Here is a 19,726-nt window from a genome sequence, read left to right on the forward strand (position 1 = left end):
GATGGCGTTCTCCCGGTAGGAGATCAAGCGTCAGCTGTCAGCGGTGAGAGAGGAGCAGAAGAGTTATGCCCTATAGCCAGCCGTGGAATAGTCGTCAGCCTGGCTGCCTTATCCTGCTGCTAGACCAATCGGGGTCGATGGATGAGCCGTTTGGCCTGCAACAGGCCGGCGGTGGGCGACGCAAATGCGAGATGTTGGCGACGGTCGTCAACGGTTTCCTCAACGAGCTGATCACGGCCAACACGGTCATCGACAAGAACGGCATGCCCGAGGTGCGTCCGCGCGCGGAGGTGGCCATCCTTGGGTACAGCGGGACAAGCGTGACGTCGGCCCTCAAAGGTGGGCTGGGGCGTAAGGAGTTTGTGTCCCTGGGTGAGCTGCAAGATCAGCCCCTGGCGGTGGAGCGGCGCAAGAAGCGCGAGCTAGATGAAACGGGGACCGTCTACGAGGTCGAGGTCTCCTTCCCGATCTGGGTGAAGCCGGTCGCTGGTCAGGGAACGCCGATGTGCGCGGCCCTGCGGCGCGCAGCCGAGCTGGCCCAGCGCTGGGCCGCGGCCAATCCCCAGAGCTATCCGCCGGTAGTGATCAATGTGACCGATGGCATGTCCACCGATGGAGATCCGACCGCCATCGCCCAGGATTTATGTCGCGTGGCCACTGCTGACGGTCAGGCCCTGCTGTTTACGGTCCACCTGACAAATCTCAACAGTGCGCCGGTGGAGTATCCGGCCACGGAGAGCGAGCTGCCCAACGATCCCTATGCGCAATTGCTCTTTCGCATCACCAGCCCAGTGCCTGAGACCAGCCTGGCGCAGCTCTCTGCGATGCTGCATCGCGATCTCAGCCCGGGGGCGCGCGGCCTGATCTTCAACGGCGATGCCGTCTCGGTGCGTCTGATGTTCAATTTCGCCAGTATTCCAGCGACCCAGCTCCTTGATCCGAATCGCTGAAGGACCAGGCTCTGAGTGATGAGCTGGCACACTGACCAGGCTGAACTCTCTGCGCCATGCCGGCGGGGGGCTGAGGAGGCGATCAGCCAATGTTTGCCGAGATCTCGATTCTGGAATACTGGAAGTCGGAGCACGACCTCAATACGCTGGAGGATGCCTGCGCTCTCGATGCTGGGCGCGGACTCTTCGCTGTGGCCGATGGTGCCGGGACGACGCTCTTTGCGCGCCAGTGGGCTATGACGCTGGTGGAACTCTTTGTGTCCTGCCCGTTGCTAAGCGCCGATCCCTTCGAACTGGACTGGTGGCTCGGCCAGGCCCGCGCGCGCTATACGGAGGGGCTGCCGGCGCCCGAGCGGCTGCCGCCGGCGGTGCGCCAGAAATGGCAGCGTGAGGGTAGCCAGGCAACGCTGGCGGCGCTGCGGGTCGTCGAGTCGGAGCCGGAGTATGCGCTGGTCAAACTGCTGGCGATCGGCGATAGTTGCCTGCTCTGGCGCCGGGCAGGCAGCGAGGTGGTGGAGTCCTTCCCGCTGCGTTCTCCGGCTGAGTTCGACAGGCCACCGCTCTGCCTGCCTTCGCAGGCGGCTCTCTTCCGACGCTCTTTCCATCGCCTGCAGGAGCAGTGGCTGAGGCTCGGGCCGAACGATTGCGTCATGCTGGCCACTGATGCACTGGCGCGCTGGATTCTGGCCGGCGGCGATGGCAGTCTGACCCCCAATCAGTGCTTTGAGCTGGTGGCCCGGCAGATGCCATCTTCGTGGCAGACCTTCGTCGAGGAGGGCCGTGCGCTGCGAGGACTGGCCGATGACGATTGCACTGCGGTGGTCCTGACCTGCCGCCGTACGCTGAGCGAGCGCGCTATTCTGCTGGGAACAACGCAGTCGTATCAGGCCACATTGCTGCAGGAACGTCGTCGCGCCTTTGAAGAGGCACGCCGCGCGGGAGATCGTCGGCGGATGGCCGTGCTCTACGGGGACGGAACCGCTTTCCAGGAGCAGGATCTGGTCATCCTCCCTGGGGAGATCGAGCTGGCCCGCTGTGTGGCCGAGGCGCTCGATGAGCTGCTCTGGCAGCTACGTCCGCTGCTCAATCGCGCCGATGCGGCTGAGCAGGCGGCTCTGCTCTGGCAGAGCTATGCCCCGCTCCTGGCTGCTGAGCCATGCTCCGCCTCGCTGCGGCGGACGCTGGCGGCGCTGGGCGTGCCCGGGGTCGCGGTTGAGATCAATGACAGTGAAGAGGCTCAGCCGGGCGAGAGGCCCGTCCGGGGAGAAAGGACGGAATAGCGCCTATGCCGGGACGTCTGGCCTTCGATGAGGCGATGCAGTTTCCACGCAGCCGCCTGCTAGTGCCGGACCCTGAGCTGCGTGAGGGACAGGTCGAGATGGTTGAGATCAAGACTCGCCGGGGCCTGATCCGACGTCCCTGGGGCCTGGAAGGTGGCTTTGCTGTTGTCTACAAGTTTCGCACGCGCAGCGGGCAGGCGCGTGCGCTGCGCTGCTTTCATGTAGACATGAAACCCGACACCGAAGAGCGCTATCGCCGGATCGCCGCTTATTTCGCCGCGCAGACAGCACTGCAGGCCGTGACGGTGCCTTTCACCTACTATCGTGAGGGGATTGTGGTAAAAGAGCAAGGTCGCGGCGAGGTCTGCCCGCTGATTGCCATGGAGTGGGTGGAGGGGCGTACTCTCTGCGAGGCGGTCCATCTCTATTGCAACCAGGGCAACCGTGTGGCGCTCAGGGAGCTGAGCCAGCGCTGGCAGGAGCTGGTCCTGGCGATGCGGGCCTCGCGCATGGCCCACGGAGACCTGGCCGGCAGCAACATCCTGGTGCGCGACGATGGGCGGCTGGTCCTGGTCGACTATGACGGCGTCTATATCCCGCCGCTGGCTGGCTATCCTCCGGTACTGGCCGGGCAGGAAGACTACCAGCATCCCCAGATGCGCCAGCGCCCCTATAATGAGGAGACAGACGCTTTCTCTGCTCTGGTGATCACGACCGCATTGAAGGCACTGGCCAGTGATCCGACGCTCTGGCAGCGCTATGCACGCCTCGACGCCCAGGGTAATCCGTCCGAGTCGCTGCTCTTTACTGCCGAGGACTTCGCCGACCCGCAGCATTCGCGCCTCTTCCAGGAGCTACTGCGGGCGCGCGAGCCGCTCGTACGCAAGCTGACCGAGGAGCTACAGGCGGCCTGCCTCCAGCCGGTCCAGCAGGTGTGCTTTCCCTTCGCTCTGCTCGATCCCAACTACGGGTACAAGCAGGCGCTCAAGGGTCTGCAAGAAGCCATTGCCAACGATGACGATGAGGCGATTATCCGGGCCTGGCAGCCACTACTGGAGAAATATGGGCCGGCTCAGTCCGCCCTGCCGCGGGTGGAGCTGGCCCGGCGCCGCCTGGCCGCCCTGCGGAGCTGGCGCGCTACGATCGCCAGCTCCGCCTCATTGGCGGCGATACTGGCCAGCTACGATAGCGTTCTTGACGGCACGCGCGCCCTCACCGAGAGCGAGCGCTGCCTGCTCAGCGAAGGACGACGCTTGCTGGAGGCGCTGACCCGGCGGGACGATGAGACGGCGCTGGAGGCCGCCGCCGCTCTCAGTCAGTACTATGGGCTGAAGCTGCTGAGCGCTCAGGAGCAGGCCCAACTGCAGGAGGCCCGGGAGCGTCAGCGGCTGCGCCAGAGCTGGAGAGAGGCGCGCCGCTCGGGCGAGATCGAAGCCGTCGCCCTGGCTTACCTACAGGCGCAACGCGCTGGTCTCTTGCCGTCGGAGGAAGAAGAGCGACTGGGCAAGCTGGCCGCCCGTTTCTGGGAGCTGGTTACCGATCCTGCTGCCGATGATGAGGCCCTGCTAGAGGCTTACGAGGCGATCGCGCTCTCACCATTGGCGGCAGAGCTGCACATAAGCGCCGAGCAGCGGCAGCGGGCAGAACTGGCCGAGCGTCGCCTGGCAGCTCTGGCCCGTCTGCGCATGGCCCTGGGCAGTCGCCGCCTGCGGGCCGTCGCTGAGGCAGATGACCCGCTGCTGGAGACGTGTACGGCCCTCGCGCCCGAAGAAAAAGAGCGGCTGGAGCTGGCGCGCCGCTTCTACGCAGCCGTCGAGGCAAACGATGATGCCAGCCTCGTCATGCTGGGCGAGCAACTGGAACAGGAGGCCGCCACGAGTACGGGCCTCAGACTGAGCCCCGAGGAGTGGACCCGGCTGGAGCTGGCGCGTAAACGCTGGCGGGCCTATAGTCGTTTCCTGTCGGCGCTGCATTCGCGCCAGCCGCGGCTGATCGCCGCCGCCGCTCATCCGCTGCTCGCCGAGATGCAGCTCAGCGCCAACGAGCGGACGCTGTTGGAGCTGGCTCAGGAGTTCGTGGCAGCCTACGAGGATGATCGCCGTCTGGTCGCCTTCTATGAGCGCTTGCTCTCCAGCCCGCACAGCGCCTTTTTCCAGTTTTCGCCCGAAGAGCAGCAGCGCCTGCATCTCCTCTGGAAGCAAGAGCAGCAGTGGCGGACCTTTGAGCAGGTGCTGGCGACGGCCCCCCAGGAGCCTGCTGAAGAGGGACCACGCCGCATACTGGCAGCCTATAACGCCCTGCCGGAGGCTCTCCTTGAGCGCCTCTCGGCTGAGCACAGGTGCCTCCTGGAGCAAGCGCGCCAGGCCCTGGAGCTGCTCCACCTGCTCAGGCAAGAGGCCAGCCCTGAGCAGCTGGCTGCGATCTATACGCCGGAGCTGCTGGAGACGTTCCCTTCCCTGCTGAATAGTGTCCAACGCCAGCGTCTGGAGAGGGTCTTGCTCTTGCAGGAGCTGCAGCGGGCCTGGCGCGCTTGCGATTACCGGCGCATGCTACTGATTGCCAGGGCTATCCCGCAGCCGCAGGAGCTGGAACGCTATGGCCTGCAGCTGCGGGTCGCCGCCCGGCGCCTGGCGGAGATGCTGCAGCCACCAGGCGTACTGCTAGCCCTGCGTCCGGCCATCGATGGCAACCATCTGATCATCTCCTGGCGCTGGACCACCGACCCCTTGCTGCGCCATGTCCTGATCTGCTGGCACACGCAGGCGCTGCCGCCCCTACCGCAGCCGCTCTACCCGGGCCAATTAGAGCAAATAGGTCACTATCGAATCGTGAGCCATCCCGAGCCAGCCGGCCAGGGTACGGCCTCGCTCAACCTGACAGTTGGCTCCTGCACTCTACTCCATGTAGTCGTCTGTGCCCTTCTTCCCGAAGACTGGGGGCAGGGCACGAGCGGCAGGTTCGTGGAGCAGGATGGACGCCTATCAGATTGGCAGGCTGCAGACAGGCCCTGGTGGCTGGGGCGTGCCCTCTGCGCTTCGCTGGTGCTCGGAACTGAGGTGGCTCTCAGCTGACCGAGTGAGCAGAGCAAGGCGCTGGCGCTGACGATCTGGCTGGCCTGCGCTGGTCCTTCCTGTGCCGGCTCTGGCTGCAGCGTGAGCGTGCATCAAGCCCATTCTTATGAGACGGAGCAGTGCCATATGAGCTTGAGGCAGATTCTGCGAGAGGCAACAGGCTTTCTCGGAAGCAAGTTGAGCACGCTGCTCTATCACGGGCGCAGCGTCCTCTGCCCCTCGTGCTGCGAGCGCATCTATCCCGGGGCCTGCGCCATTGTCAGCCTCCCGGAACTCCAGTCGCAGTCGCTGGCCACCCTCGTCCCGCTCCGGGAAGCGCCACGTGGCCTGCGGCGCTTCTTCTCTATTCTCTTCCCCACCTCGCTGATGAGCGAGCAATTTACCAGGAAGCAGGCGGTACGCATCTGTCCCCACTGTCAGTATCCCCTGCCCTACAATATCGAGCGCACGCGCCAGGTGACCATCGCCATCATTGGCGATGTCAGCTCGGGCAAGAGCGTCTACATCGCCGTGCTCCTGCGTCTGCTGGAGCAGGGGGCCTTTCTCCCCCGTGACTTGCCGGCCAGGCTGCCCTGTCTGACGCCCGAGGCCCGCGAGCGCTACGAGCGCGACTACGGCAAGCCGCTCTTTGTCGATCGGATGGTGCCGCGGGGCACGCCGCGCGCCATCGATACCACCCATCAGCCCATCATTTACGAGATTGGTATGCGCCTGGAGCCTGATCTACCTCCTGTGCTCTTTAATCTGGTCATCTATGATACCTCGGGAGAAGATTATGTCATTCAGGCCAGGCAGGTCCAGTATGCGCCCTACGTGCTCAATGCCGACGCTATCATCTTTATGCTCGATCCGGTGGCTATTCCTCAGATGCGCGCTAGTCTGCCGAACGATCCCCATTTTCGTTACGGCCACAACCTGGCCTTGGGGCATCCACTCGATAGCTTCTCGAAGATCGTTCAGCCGCTGGTCCAGGCCCGGGCGCGGAGGCCGCGCCCCCTGGCGATCACGCTCTCCAAGGCGGACCTGCTCAAGAAGCTGCGGCCTGTTGGCCAGCAATATGGCTTTCTCAAGCGTGCGCCGGACTACAGCGGCGGTCTTGACCTGAATGATCTGGCCAGCGTCGATCAGGAAGTGCGGCAATTGCTCTATGAATACGATCTAGGCCGCTTCCTGGCGACAGTCGAGTATTATCAGGGGCAGCTCTTTGCTCCTGTCTGCTATACTGCGGTCTCGGCCCTTGGCTATACCCCGGACGAGCAAGGAGGCATTCCAGCGGTCAGTCCCTGGCGTTGTCTTGATCCTTTCCTCTGGGTGCTGCATGAGCTAGGCCTGCTGCCGGCCCGTGCCAGGAGTGCAAGCGGCCCCGCCCTTCACGGCAGCGCGACAGTCCAGACTCCGGCCTTTCCCGTGACCCCGGCTTACCCCGCAACTCCAGCCTCTCCCTGGCAGGGCGCTCGGCCCAGGCAGCGTCTCAACTGGCCCTGAGCGCAGGGGGGCGGGCGAGCGGTAGGCGGATCGCAAAGCAAGGTAAGGCAAGCGAGCAAGGCAGCGCCGTCCCATCAAGCACGAGGAGCGGACGATGAACCAGCAAGCAGCGAGTTTGCAACAGATCGAGCAGCTCTGGTATACCTGGTCTGATCGGGGCCTGGAGAGTGCCCTCGCCGCCGGCTATCGCGTGCGGGCCTGCTCGCCGGGCTTGAGCAGCGGGGGACGCCTGGAGCAGCTGCGACCCTATCTCAGATATCGGCTGCCAGCCGATACTAATCTGACTAGCCTCAAAATCGAGGAGGCACCGCGGGCGCTGGCGCTCATTCAGAGTGGCAATGAGCGCCTGCTGCTCCACAAGGTCTATGCGGGACGCGACGGCGCCGGGCGCCCCGGCAACTATTTTGTCCATCTGCTGGCTGGCCTGGAACCCACCTTCAGCGCCGACCGCGCCATTTGCCTCTGGCGTTATCACGATGACCTGCTCTGGCAAACCGGTGATGACCCCAGACACGAGATCATGCTCCCGGCGATCCCGCGCAGCGAGTTGGAGCAGCGTCTGCGGGCGCGCTGGCGACTGGCGTACGGACCCGGCGTCGCGCCGCGCGGACCCGACTTTATCCTGCTGAGCGAGAGTGAGCGCAGCGTGGCCCTGGAGTTCTTGCCCTGGCTGCTGCTGGCCTTCTTCGACCAGCAAGAGCGCTGCGATAGCGCCCAGGCCCAGCGCGAGGCGGCGAAAGCTGCCTCCCAGCTCAGGCGCGGCGGTAGAGAGGCCCTGGCTGGCGAGGGCCAGGCTGAGGCGGGCGTCCCTCCCATCTATCTGATCGCAACTCCTGACCAGGCCGCCTGGCTGGTATGGGCCTTGATACAGCTCCTGCCGCCCGCTCTGGGCCAGCGACTGACCTTCAGCACCTACGAGGAGAGCAGCGACCTGAGCGATTCGCGCGTTATCCGGCAGGCGTTTGCCCTGGTGACCACCTGCCCGGGGCGGCCAGAGCAGGCGGCTACCTGCTTGAGCGAGCGCCTCTATCGCGAAGCCTGGACCTTCAATCTCTTTACCGGCCTGCCTGCTGCGCCTTCTCTGCGCGAGCTGCCAGAGGCCCGGGATTTTGTCGAGCTGGCCTGCTCCGCCTTCCGTGGGGGCGATCTGCGCCTGGTTGAGCAGCTCCATCACGATCTAGAAGGGGGCGTCACTGATGTCCAGAGCTTCTTACAGGAATATCGCCATTGGAAAAGCAATCAGGGCTTGTTGACACCTGACAAGATCGTCGAGATCGCTCGCTATCATCCCCGGGACTGGTCTCAGCTCATGGTGCGCCGCCAGGTGTTGCAGCAGCTCGGTGATGATCACCAGGGCGAGGCGCTGCTTGATCAGATGCTGGCTGATTTGCGCGCACTGGCAGAGCGGCGCCGGCAGGAGGCCCGGCTTGATCAGGCCCTGGTGCGCTTCGAGAATGAGGCGCACGATCTCTGGCGAAGTACCAGGCTCTCAGCGGCGGCACGTGTGCGCCTGCTGCTGGCGCTCGATGCCCTGAGAATGGAGCGCGGTCTGCTAGGGGAGGCGGTCAGAAGCGTGCTTGATGATCCGCAGGCCCATAGCGTCCTGCGGGGGAGGCCGGACCGCTGTAGCGGAGTGCTGGCCTGTGCGGCCCGCGTTCTCTCCAGGAGCGAGGCGGAGCGCTATCGCGAGGTGGTCGGCGAGCTGCTGACGGGTTACCGCAACTGGGAAGCTTGCCGCTCCTTGCTGTGGCTGGACTTACCGGGCGCCTGGCGGGGCCAGTGCTTGCGCCTCTTCCGGCGTGTGCTGACGGACCCGGTGGCGGCCAGCGGCGGGAAGCCGTTGCCGCTTGGCGAAGGCGACTGGAGTCAGCTGCTGCGGCTCTTGAGCCAGGCTCTCAGCGCAGGTGAGCGCGATGAGGTGCTCGATCTGGCGGCGGTGCTGCTGCGGGACCAGATGGCACCAGCTTTTCACTTGCTGACTCTCTGCTGCCAGCTCAGTCCTCTGCCCACCGAAAGCGAGATGCAGGAGCTACTCCGAGACTCGGCCCTGTTAAAAGAGTTGAATGAGCTGGAGCTGTGGCGCGCCGCCCGTGACTATCGCCAGGAGCGCCTCCGCTACTATGCCGGGCAGCTCCTGCTGCAGGCCGCCCTCTATCTACAGACGCGTCTGCCATCACTGGAGGCGCTCTGTCTGCGCCTCTTTCTTCTGCTCTCTTTCTCGTCCGAGGCTCCTAGAGAGGAGCTGCTGTCACTGCTCTTCTCTTATGCCTCCAATGCTCTGCGCGAACGCCTGCTGCTGATCTGGCCGGCGACGGAGGTCAAGGCCGTGACCGATCTGATATGGGACTGCGCCAGCAAAGGCGATCCCTTTTTCTTGCGCACGCGCTTGGGCCTGTTCTTCTATCATCAGGCCGTCTGTAAGGTGCTGACGCCCGAGGAAAAGCTGCAGTTGCTGACCACCTGGTTGGAACGTCAGCTTGACCCGCTCGATCTGCAAGCGCTGCTGGCCTATAGCGAGCTGACGCCTCCAGAAAGTGCCGTGCTGCTGGAGCGCTATGGTCATCTCTATCTCTTGCATCCTGACTATGCCCAGTGCTGGCAGCTGGCTAACCTGGCCCGCCTCTATCTGCTGAGCCTCGGACCTGAAGACCTGCGGAGGCCGGAGACGAAGAGGCTCCTGGAGACGCTGGCCATTCCCAAGGTGGCGCTTCCCTCGCCCCTGATTTCTTTGGCCTGGAGCTGGCAGTGTGTCGCCACCGCTCTGGAGCAGCGTCGGGCGGTGTCCAATCTTGACAAGGCTCTGCGTTATCTCCAGCGCACGCTCGATCGCGCGCGCTATGCCGCGCTTTATAAAGAGCTGGTGAGCGTGTTGAAGCCTTCAAAGAGTCTGAAGGAGAAAAAGGCAAAAGATGAAACTGCCCTGTCTATTCTTGGCCCGCTGAAGCCCGAGGGTCTGCCCGAGCGGCGTTCCTTTGGCCTCCCTTTGCTTAAAAGGACCGGCCTCTTTGCCCGGCGACGTGACCCCCGTCGACGCTCCTGAAACGAAGCTGGCAGGCCGCGGCTGAGGATCGGTGCGTTTAGCGGAGAGTCATCATCTCAATCATCTAGCTATACTGATGTTTTCTGCTTGATTATAGAGGTCATTTATGCCTGATCCACAGAAAATTCAGATCGAGTTGAGAGATCTGGAAGATGAGATCAGAACGTTCGACGAGGCCGGCGCTGATCGTCTGGCCGCTGTGCAGGCGGCGCTGACGGGGCAGGCTTCGCCCTCAGTCTGGAGCGGCGTCGATCTGCACTCCTATATTGCTCCTGGCCTGATCGCAGCAGCCTATCGCCAGCAGCAGCAACCCGAGCGGCCCCTGCTGCGGTTGCTGGAGGGGCTGCGCAACGTACTCGTCTTCGTGCCGATCATGGTCACCTGGTACGGCATCGCCCAGGCCAGCAACGCCTATCATGACCTGCTGCGGCCCTGTCTGCAGCAGCGGAGCCTCTGCCCGCCCGACGCTGGTCAGCCCTTTCTCTATCTCTGGCAGCAAGGCTTTGACGGGCGACTGGCTCCGCTGTGGAGCCTGAGCAGCGTCGGCCTCATCGACGCCTCGCTCTTGCTCCTGGTCTTTCTGCTGACTCTCTCTGTCCTGCTGCTGGAGCGGCGCGGTGAGCGGCAGCGGGAATGGAGCGCGATCCTCTTTGAGAGCCGGCTGACCCACACGGTCAGCGAAGCGGATCTGGTGCTGCGCAGTCAGCGCCTGGCCCTCACGCCGGGCGAGAATCTGGCCGACATAGCCCTGCGCATTGACCAGATGGCCGGCGATGTGCTCGCCAGCTTTGACCGTCTGGCCTCGCGCATTGGGCAGCGCTTCGAGAACATCGCCCAGGAGCTGGAACGGCGCTTCGGGCAGGCCAGCGACCAGCTGAAGACGGTGGCCGACGAGTTGCTGCGCTCCGTCGAGACTATCAACCAGCGCTTCGCGCAGCAGTTTGATCTTGGTCAGAAGCAGCTTGAGCACCTGGCTGACCTGCTCGACGGGAGCGGGCGCCTGGCCAGCGAGCTGCAGGGGACCGCCAGGAACTTGCAGGAGGCCAGCGGGGCCATTGTCCAGGGGCTGCAGGCGATCAGCGAGCCGGTGCAGCGCCTGGAGAAGCGCCATGAGCGCCTGCTTGAAGAGATCGTTTATGCCAATGACCGGCTTGAGAAGGTCTCGACCTCGCTGACGCCGCTGGCTCAGGACTGGCAGCGCCTGATGAATAGCATCGATACGCTCGATCTGGCGGTGGGTCAGTTGGCCAGCCTGGCCACCAGTCTGGAGAGCACCGCCCAGACCTGGCAAGGCTTTCTGAACGCCCTGTCCCAGGAGCGCCAGGCCCAGGAGCAGATGGCGCTGCGTCTGGGCGAGGCCCTGGCCAGCCTGCAGGACGCCATCGGGGCCCTGGGCCAGGGGGCCATCTATCTACGCAGTATCGCCGTCGATATGCAGGATACGCTGCGCCTGCAGGCGGCGGCTATTCAGGATGGACGCTTACCTGTGCCAGGCACACCCGGCAGCCTGAGCGAGGCCGTGCAGACCCTGCGCCAGGGCGGCGATGAGCTGCGCCAGGCGGCGACCTTGATCAGCGAGGTGGCCAACGCTTTCCACGCTCTGGCGCCCGTTGTGAGGCCGCGCCCCGAGGCCAGTGGGAGACAGCCCTGAGCGAAGAAGCGGCCTCTTCTGCCTCTCTCGCCGTTGCCGCCCGCTGCTCTCCGAGAGCGATAGAGAAGAGCGGATCAGGGCGGGTGCTGAGGGAGGGGCGGCGAGGCCCTGTCAGAAGCGAAGCCAGGAGGAGCATCTAACGATGTCCAGCTTTCCTCGTCCTCCCCGCGTGCGCGAGAGCACCTTGCTGGCCGGCTGGCTCTTCGCCGATCTGCTGCTCGGCCTGGCGGTCATCTTTCTGGCCGCCAATACCTATGCGAAGGTGCCGCCGCCGGTGACACCAACGCCGACGAGGCTGGCGGTCACTCCCTCGCCAACGGTGCTGCCGCGCCTGGAATTGCACCATCACCGCTTTACGGTGACGGTCGATGCCAACGGCTTGCTGACCAACGACGCCGGGGCTGTGGCGGCCTTCAAGCGTCAGGTGCGGGCGCAGTCCTTTCTCATTGGGCGCACGGCGGGCCTCGTCATCGTCTACGACGGTGCGCCGACGGTGGACGCCATTGGCACCTCCCTCGATGTGTCACGCAAGGTGATGAGCCTGCTCGCTCAGATGGGCAGTCAGGAGCACTTTGCCTTTACCTGTACCTCTTTCTACGATCCGCTCTATACGCTGGGCCAGGATCAGAGCACGGTGACGGTCGATGTCTACCTGTTTACGGAGCATCTTCAGACGTGCCCGCCGGCTCTGTTCTAGCCGCGCGCCGGCACGCTGAGCGGCCCCGTGTTGGGCCTTGCCGCTCTGAGTGGGGACCTCACGCCGCTCGGCTCGGACGGCCTGGCCCTCCCTTAGCGCTCGCGCTCGCTGCGGACAAAGAGGATCGTGCCCACGACCAGGCAGAGCAGCGTCAGGGCGCAGACAACCACCAGATTGACCAACGGTCCCTCCAGAACGATCTGGTTGTACTCGGGCTGGCCGCTGTAGACGACGTTGCGCAGCAGGTCGGCGGCATAGCGCAGGGGCGTGATCTTCGACAGGAGATCCAGGTACCAGGGCAGGTTGCGTATGGGAATGAAGACCCCGCCCAGGAAGAATTGCGGGAAGAGCAGCAGTGGAAAGATCTGGTTGGCGCTGCGCTGGCTGCTGAAGAGCGAGATGAGCAGGACGCCAAAGGCGCCGCCCGAGAAGCAGATCAGCAGGGCCACTGGCCCGAGCAGGAGCAGGCCCGGCAGCGAGACCGGGAAATGGAAGAAGAGGATGCCCAGCAGGGTGATCAGAACCCCCTGCAATAGGGAGGTCAGGGCCGCCCCCAGGATCTTGCCGAAGATCAGGGCGTAGCGCGAGATGGGGGCGATGAGCAGCTCCTGGGTGAAGTCGTTCTCGCGGTCTTCCAGGAGCGAAAGAATGCCGCTCATCGTGTACTGGTAGAGCGTGATGGCCAGCATGCCGGTGACAGCGAAGCTCATCAGGTTGTAGCCAGCGGCTTTGCCGAAGTTGCTCTGTAGCGGCCCGTCCAGCCCTAGGATCAGAAGGATGGGCATGACCAGGGCGAAGACGAGCTGAATGCGGTCGCGCAGGAAACGCGTGACCTCACGGGCGGCGATGGTCACAATGGCGTTCCAGGTGGCATTAAGTGGGCGCTGCGTCGGCGCCTCCATGATGAGGCGCAGTAGCTCGTCGTGGCGCTTGCCTTCAGCAGCGGAGCGTGTGCTGAGCCCAGACGATGGTTGGGTAATGGCGGACATAAAAACGTTGTTCCTCCTCACTGTTGCAGGTGTGCTGACCGAGAGGTGACGGTCAGGCATCTGCCAGGCCCGGTATGCTGGTGCTGCTGGTGCTGCTGGTGCTCCTCTGCACCAGGTTGAGCAGCGCGACGCCTCCGGGAGTGTGAGCGAGCGAGTTCTACCCTGAACCTGGCTGCTCTCCTCAATACGAACGTGTGGCCTGGCTCTCGCTGATGACAATCGTGTAGAGCTGTATTCGGCCTTCGTCCGGCGGTGTGATTCTCTTCATTTTATCGTATCTCTCCTCCGTGAGGTCAGTGCTGGCGGTAGTGCTGACGAGCTATCATCTGTCTCTCCTCCTCCTTTCCCAGGCGACCATCGGCCTCTTGTCTCCCTCTGTGCTGGGTTGAGCTGGCGTGGCGTTGGCACAGGGGGCGGACGCGCAGGGCGCTGCTTCCTTAGCGCTCGCGCTCGCTGCGGACAAAGAGGATCGTGCCCACGACCAGGCAGAGCAGCGTCAGGGCGCAGACAACCACCAGATTGATAAGCGGCTCTTGTAGGACGATCTGGTTGTACTCGGGCTGGCCGCTGTAGACGACGCTGCGCAGCAGGTCGGCGGCGTAGAGCAGGGGCGTGATCTTCGACAGGAGATCCAGGTACCAGGGCAGGTTGTGCATGGGAATGAAGACCCCGCCCAGGAAGAATTGCGGGAAGAGCAGCAGCGGAAGGACCTGGCTGGCGCTGCGCTGGCTGCTGAAGAGCGAGATGAGCAGGACGCCAAAGGCGCCGCCCAAGAAGCAGATCAGCAGGGCCACCGGCCCGAGCAGGAGCAGGCCCGGCAGCGAGACCGGGAAATGGAAGAAGAGGATGCCCAGCAGGGTGATCAGAACCCCCTGCAGCAGCGCGACTACCGAGGCCCCGACGATCTTGCCGAAGATCAGGGCGTAGCGCGAGATGGGGGCGATGAGCAGCTCCTGGGTGAAGTCGTTCTCGCGGTCCTCCAGGAGCGAAAGGATGCCTATCAGGGTGTGCTGATAGAAGGACAGGGCCAGCATGCCGGTGATGGCGAAGCCCATCAGGTTGTAGCCAGCGGCTTTGCCGAAGCTGCTCTGTAGCGGCCCGTCCAGCCCCAGGATCAGAAGAATGGGCATGAACAGGGCGAAGACGAGCTGAGTGGGGTCGTGTAGGAAACGCGTGACCTCGCGGGCGGCGATGGTCACAAAGGTGTTCCAGGTAGCGTTGAGTGGACGCTGCGTCGGCGCCTCCATGATGAGGCGCAGCAGCTCGTCGTGGTGGCTCGCTGTGGCGGAAGCCACGCTCACGGTGGCGGTGGAACGAGAGAGCGCGGACATCGCGATTTACTCCTCCTCATTTTCCAGCATGTGCTGGCCAATGATCTGCAGATAGGCCTCTTCCAGGGATGGCGTGCGCGTCTGCACCAGGCTGAGCGGCGTCTCCAGTCTCTTCAGCAGGTGCTGCACCTGGGGGCCGGCAACGGGCAGTTCAAAGACGGTCCCCTCCTGAAAGGGAACCCCGAGCTGCTGCAGCTCCTGGCGCAGGCGGGCGCGCTCGGGCGAATCCAGCAGGAGGCTGGCCTGCGTCAGATTGGTCTTGAGCTGCTCGGGGGTGCCGGCGGCCACAATCTTGCCGCGGCTCATGATGCAGACAGCATCGGCCTCTTCGACTTCTTCGAGATAGTGGGTGGTCAGGAAGATGGTTGTCCGTCCAGTGGCGCGCACGCGGCGCAGGTAGTCCCACAGGCTGTGACGGCTCTCGGGATCAAGCCCGGTCGTCGGCTCGTCGAGGAAGAGGACGGCGGGGCGGTGCAACAGGCCGCGCAGGATCTCCAGTTTGCGCTTCATGCCGCCGGAGAATGTTTTGACCGGTTTGAAGAGGCTGTCACTGATGCCGAGCAGCTCGGCCAGGGCCTCGACCTGCTGGCGATAGGCTGCGGGCATGAGGCGGAAGCCCGGGCGATAGGGATAGATGCCGTAGAGGGCAGCGTGCAGGCGGACATTCTCTTCGGCGGTCAGGTTCTGATCCAGGCTTGGTTTCTGGAAGACAATGCCGATGTTGCGGCGGATCTGAGGCGATTGCGTCTCCAGATCATAGCCGGCAATGCGCACGCGGCCCGCTGTCGGGCTGAGGGTGGTGGTCAGGATAGAGATGACGGTCGTCTTGCCGGCCCCGTTCGGCCCGAGCAGAGCGAAGAGGCTACCGGCGGGCACGCTGAAGCTGACACCATCCACGGCGTTGCGCCGGGCTTTTTTATAGCATTTGACCAGGTCCTCAACCTGGATAACAGGCTCGACGGTGGTCTGCCCCGGCTGGCGGGGCCGGTTCTCGTCGGTGACGGCGGTTTGCATGGCTGTTGTCCCTTCTTTCTTGGCTTTGGCGTGATTCCCTTCATCAGATGCCAGGGTGGCGCGTCGTTCACTCATTGCGCCTCGCTGCAGCAGGCGCGCTCTCGATGTGGCCTGAACTGGGTGCCTGTCCTCTCACTCGTCGGCGCGCGCTCCTGGGCTGGTCTGCCGTCGCTCTCTGGACGGGGGAAGGCCGGATCAGTGCTGCCACGCCTGGCTGGCCTGGGCTGGCCTTCCCCGGAGGTGTGAACTGTTGCGCTGCCGATGGTAGTGTAACCCATGCACAGAAAGAGGACATCATCCTTCTGGATGATGGGCTGGATGATTGTGCCGTCCGCTGCCGTCCGCTGCCGTCCGCGCGGCGACCAGCCTCTTGGAGAGGCTGGCCTGAGAGACGGATGGCACGGCGAGCCGCTTAGAGAAGACCGTAGCGGCGGGCGGTGGCGATGGCGCGATGGCGGTTGTGGACGTTGAGTTTCTGGTAGAGGTGCTGGATGTGGGTGCGCACGGTGTTAACCGAGACGATGAGTTCCTCGGCGATCTCGGCGTTGCTGTAGCCGGCGGCCAGCAGACGCAGGATACGCAGCTCCTGGGCCGAGAGTGGCTCAGGGAGAAGGGTCTCGGCGGGGGTGATGATGGGCGGCTGCTGGCTAGACGCGACGGCGAAGTCCTGCAGGAGGCTCTCGGCATAGGCGCGCAGGGTTTGCCCACGCACGCGCGGGAGCAGCTCGCGCAGCAGGGCGGCCAGCGGCTCGCCTTCGTCCAGGAAGATGCGTCGATGCCCTTCGATCTGCCCCTGTTCGAGGGCGCTGCCGAGGAAGGTGCCGGCAAGTACCGGGTCGTGCTCCTGGGCGTAGGCCCGGGCGAGCAGGAGGCGCGCCTGCAGCAGGCCACGCCCGCGCCCGCTTTGCCACGCCTGCTCATGGATATTCTCCAGGAGGGGGATGGCCTGACGAGCCTGACCGTTGGCCAGCAGCAGACGGGCCACGAGCAGCCGGTATTGTTCTTGCACTAGGCCGTTGGGAGCCTGGTCGCCGGCGACGAGGTGGGCGCCCTGGCTCTCGATGGGGGTTGAGGCGGCGGGGGTCGCTGCGGCTAACGAGGTCGTCCCCGTGCTCCCCTCGACGGCGAGGTCCGGTCTGACCGGCATCGTCAGCAAAGGCTGCGAGCCGTCCGGGCTGGCCGCCAGCTCGTAGTGATCTTTCAGGCCAAGCAACCGCCCCAGCTCGTCAGCGCTCTCGCGGGCAGCCTCCAGGTCGCCGCGTGCAAGGTCGAGACGCGCCAGCCGGGTAAGTAGCTCGGCGCGCGGGTAGTGATTGTAGCCTGGGTGAGGGAATGTGGCGCTGGTCTGCAGCAGCAGGAGGCGAAGGCTCTCACGGGCGGCGTCGAGCTGGCCGCGCGCCTGGCTGATGAGCGCGCGCAGTCGGCGGGCGTCCAGGCTGAGCAGGGAGAAGAGAAAAGCGTCGCGCTCGTCGCTGGCACCGGCTTGCAGGGTGCTCAGGCGCTCTTCCAAAAGATCTAGCTGCTCTTCGGCTCCGGCCAGGTCGTTCCTATCGTAGAGGATCTGGGCTTGCCCCATCAAGGCCATGAGAGCGGGGGGACGCTGCGGTGGGCTGGCGCTGGCCAGGTAGCGGTAATGGTAGGCCGCGGTTTGCAGCTTGCCGGCCAGGGTGGCTAGGGAGGCGCGCAGGCTGCTGAAGCCGCTAAACCATTCTTCGCTGGGGGGAGCGAGCTGCTCGATCGCGCCGATCTGCATGAGGCTTTCGATGTCGCGGCTGATCGTCTCCGCCTCTTTGAGGTTGCCGCTCTGCAGGTAGTAGCCAAAGAGGTAGCCCAGGCAGAGCAGGCGCCAGTCGCTTTCTTCGGGGGGCAGGTATTCCAGGGCGGCCCGCGCGTAGACAGCGCTCTGGTAGGCTCGCTGGCTGGGCTGCCTGGGCGAGGTCGGCAGGTACTCCAGCGTCAGCATGCGACAGGCATAGAGCTGCCCCAGGCCGGCCCGATCGTCGCTCTGGCGCCATAGCTCTTCGGCGCGCTGCAGCAGATCATTGATGCGCGCGATGTGGGCACGCGCTGGCTGGTGCTCCGGGTCGAAGCTGGCCCGCTGGTCGCGTAGGAAGGAGTGGATGACCAGGGCACTGACCAGGCAGAGCTGGGGCCGGCTCCAGACGAGTGGCTCGGGCACGGCCTCCAGCCAGCACCGCAGGCGCTGTAAGGCGTTGTGGTCGCCCCAACTCAGGAAGCGCAGGGGGATCGTGAAGCGCTCGATGAGTTCGGCGACCCACGGGTTGACGCCGGACTGCAGCGCCAGCTCAATGGCCTCTTCGAGCTGGCCGTGATTGGCGTACCAGCGGCTGGCCTGGTAGTGGATGAGGCGCACTTCTTCGCGCGGCAGCCGACGCCGTGCCTCGTGCTGCAAGGCTTCGGCAAAGAGCGGGTAATAGCGGTAGATCCTGTGCAGCGGGTCAAGCGGCTCGATAAAGAGGTTTCTGCGCTCTAGCTCCTCCAGCAAGGCGGCGCTTCCGTGAAGGTTGTGGGGGCTGACGGCGCAGCAGAGGTCGGGCTGCAGGCGCGGCAGCCAGCAGGTGCGCAGGAGGAAGTCTTGCAGGTGCGGCGGCAGACCCTGCAGGACTTCGCTGCTGAAGTAGTCGAAGAGTGGGCGCTGGCTGCCGCGGAAGTCGCTCAGGAGGCGCTCCAGGGCGGCGGGGGCCAATGCCCTGCCGTCGCGCTCGCCGGCCAGCCTGGCGCTCTCTAAGAGGAGGGAAAGCAGGCGCAGGCCAGCCGGCCAGCCGGCAATGAGCTGGTCGATCTGCTCTAGCTGCTCGGGGGCGAGGCCATAGGGACGCAGGAAGGCGGCGCTTTCGGCCTGGGAGAGGCGAAGCTCTGGGCCGCGTAGCTCTAGCAGGGCGCCGGAGGCGCGCAGGCTGGCCAGCGGCAATGGCGGCTCTTCGCGCGTGAGCAGGACGAGGCAGAGGCCGGCGGGCAGGTGGCCGACGAGGAAGGCCAGCGCCTGGTGGATGGCCTCGGCGTTGATGAGGTGGTAGTTCTCCAGGATGAGCAGGCCGCGGGCATCATGTTGGCTGAGGAAATTGAGCAGCAAGACGAGCTGGTCGGCCAGTATCTCGCTGACGGAGCTGGGGGCGACGCCGACGGAGGCCAGTCCGGCCAGGCCAGTGGCCAGGGAGCTGGCTGGCGTTGGGGCGAGGCGCTGGCTCTCGCCCGCAGAGAGCCAGGGCGCGCAGGCGGCGACGAGGTAGCGCCAGAAATGCAGTGGCTCGTTGTCGGCGGCGTCAAGGGTGAGCCAGGCCACGGGTGGGGCGCCTTCTCCTTCGGCGAGATGGGCCAGCCACTGGCGCACCAGGCTGCTTTTGCCGCTGCCCGCCGGGGCACAGAGCAGGATCAGCCGCCGCTCGCGCCCGCGGTCGAGGAGGGTTAGCAGGTGCTCGCGACGGATGAGATCGCCAGGCAGGGCCGGCGGCCTGAGCCTGGTCTGCAGCAGCGGCCCTCTGCTATCGCGCAGTCCATGTTCGTGACGGGCCCGCATGTAGTCGCGCAGGCGGCGACAGCCAAGCTCTAGCCTGGCGGCGACTTCCTCCAGGCGCTCTAGCGTGAGGGACTCGGTTTTGCCGGCGTACTGCTTGAAGGTGCGGTGCAGGCAGTGTCGAAAGGCGTACCAGTAGATGGGACGCCCCTTACGGGTCTCGCGACGCAGGGTCAGTCGACCCCGCTGCCCTCTGAAGGTGAAGGCGCTCTGGCTCTCTAGCCAGGCTCGCCACTCCTCCGGTTGACGCGGCAGAGGGGCAAGCGCGCCGTCCGACTTGATACGTAGGACGTACTCCTCTTGTTTTGGTAACCAGACAATCTCGATCGCGGTGTGAGTTGTTGACGGTGGTGGGGTTGCAGATTCGCCGCTGTGCAAGGTGTCCTCTCCTCCCCTGAACCTGGGACGGCGCGGGCTGCTCGTCAGGCCCGGTGCAGGTCCCGGCCCAGGATGCTCCCTATAACCACAATGGCAACAAGACGTGTTCCCCTCGGCTGGCGGCGGTCTTCCTCTCCTGCTCGCTATGGCGTTGGGGTAGGCCGGGGCTTCCCGCCTCACTCCAGTATACCAAAGTTCAGGCGCGCTCTTCCAGCCGCGCTTTGGGAGAGAAAAGCGGCACGATGGAGTGGAGCCGGTGGCTGGCCCGGCCTTGTCGCCCGCTGAGCTGGCTTGTATAATACATA

At 64.8% G+C, this 19,726-nt stretch carries 11 protein-coding genes; 7 read left to right on the forward strand and 4 right to left on the reverse strand.

All coding sequences use genetic code 11. The features are described 5' to 3' along the window. Positions 1-65: 65 nt before the first annotated feature. The 7 genes from KTAU_RS13655 (at position 66) to KTAU_RS13685 (ending at position 12,174) form a co-directional block, all read left to right on the forward strand. The gene (locus KTAU_RS13655; protein WP_151728905.1) at positions 66-950 is read left to right on the forward strand and encodes a VWA domain-containing protein; all 885 of its coding nucleotides are present in this window, start codon (positions 66-68) and stop codon (positions 948-950) included. 89 nt (positions 951-1,039) lie between these two features. Beyond that, a complete protein-coding gene (locus KTAU_RS13660) occupies positions 1,040-2,230 on the forward strand; it encodes a protein phosphatase 2C domain-containing protein (RefSeq protein ID WP_151728906.1) in 1,191 nt (396 codons plus the stop codon). Between the two features lie 5 nt (positions 2,231-2,235). Beyond that, entirely contained in the window at positions 2,236-5,301 is a 3,066-nt protein-coding gene (locus KTAU_RS13665) for a protein kinase family protein (protein WP_151728907.1), read from the forward strand. A 126-nt stretch (positions 5,302-5,427) separates the two neighbouring features. Continuing rightward, a complete protein-coding gene (locus tag KTAU_RS13670; protein ID WP_151728908.1) occupies positions 5,428-6,786 on the forward strand; it encodes a TRAFAC clade GTPase domain-containing protein in 1,359 nt (452 codons plus the stop codon). 94 nt (positions 6,787-6,880) lie between these two features. Continuing rightward, entirely contained in the window at positions 6,881-9,826 is a 2,946-nt protein-coding gene (locus tag KTAU_RS13675; RefSeq protein ID WP_151728909.1) for a GAP1-N2 domain-containing protein, read from the forward strand. Positions 9,827-9,932: 106 nt separating this feature from the next. Then, a complete protein-coding gene (locus KTAU_RS13680; protein ID WP_151728910.1) occupies positions 9,933-11,477 on the forward strand; it encodes a hypothetical protein in 1,545 nt (514 codons plus the stop codon). A 142-nt stretch (positions 11,478-11,619) separates the two neighbouring features. After that, the gene (locus KTAU_RS13685) at positions 11,620-12,174 is read left to right on the forward strand and encodes a hypothetical protein (protein ID WP_151728911.1); all 555 of its coding nucleotides are present in this window, start codon (positions 11,620-11,622) and stop codon (positions 12,172-12,174) included. A gap of 92 nt (positions 12,175-12,266) precedes the next feature. Here the strand turns inward: KTAU_RS13685 and KTAU_RS13690 are convergent, their stop codons facing one another. The 4 genes from KTAU_RS13690 to KTAU_RS22265 form a co-directional block, all read right to left on the reverse strand. Next, entirely contained in the window at positions 12,267-13,163 is an 897-nt protein-coding gene (locus tag KTAU_RS13690) for an ABC transporter permease (RefSeq protein WP_170293287.1), read from the reverse strand. Between the two features lie 437 nt (positions 13,164-13,600). Beyond that, positions 13,601-14,494 (reverse strand): ABC transporter permease, encoded by an 894-nt coding sequence (locus KTAU_RS13695; protein WP_151728913.1) that lies wholly within the window; start codon positions 14,492-14,494, stop codon positions 13,601-13,603. A 6-nt stretch (positions 14,495-14,500) separates the two neighbouring features. After that, positions 14,501-15,583: an ABC transporter ATP-binding protein gene (locus KTAU_RS13700; RefSeq protein ID WP_228026463.1), complete on the reverse strand. Its 1,083-nt coding sequence runs from the start codon at positions 15,581-15,583 to the stop codon at positions 14,501-14,503. Positions 15,584-15,920: 337 nt separating this feature from the next. Then, positions 15,921-19,421: a winged helix-turn-helix domain-containing protein gene (locus KTAU_RS22265; protein WP_170293288.1), complete on the reverse strand. Its 3,501-nt coding sequence runs from the start codon at positions 19,419-19,421 to the stop codon at positions 15,921-15,923. Positions 19,422-19,726 lie beyond the last annotated feature (305 nt).

Source organism: Thermogemmatispora aurantia, from assembly GCF_008974285.1.
Lineage (GTDB): Bacteria > Chloroflexota > Ktedonobacteria > Ktedonobacterales > Ktedonobacteraceae > Thermogemmatispora > Thermogemmatispora aurantia.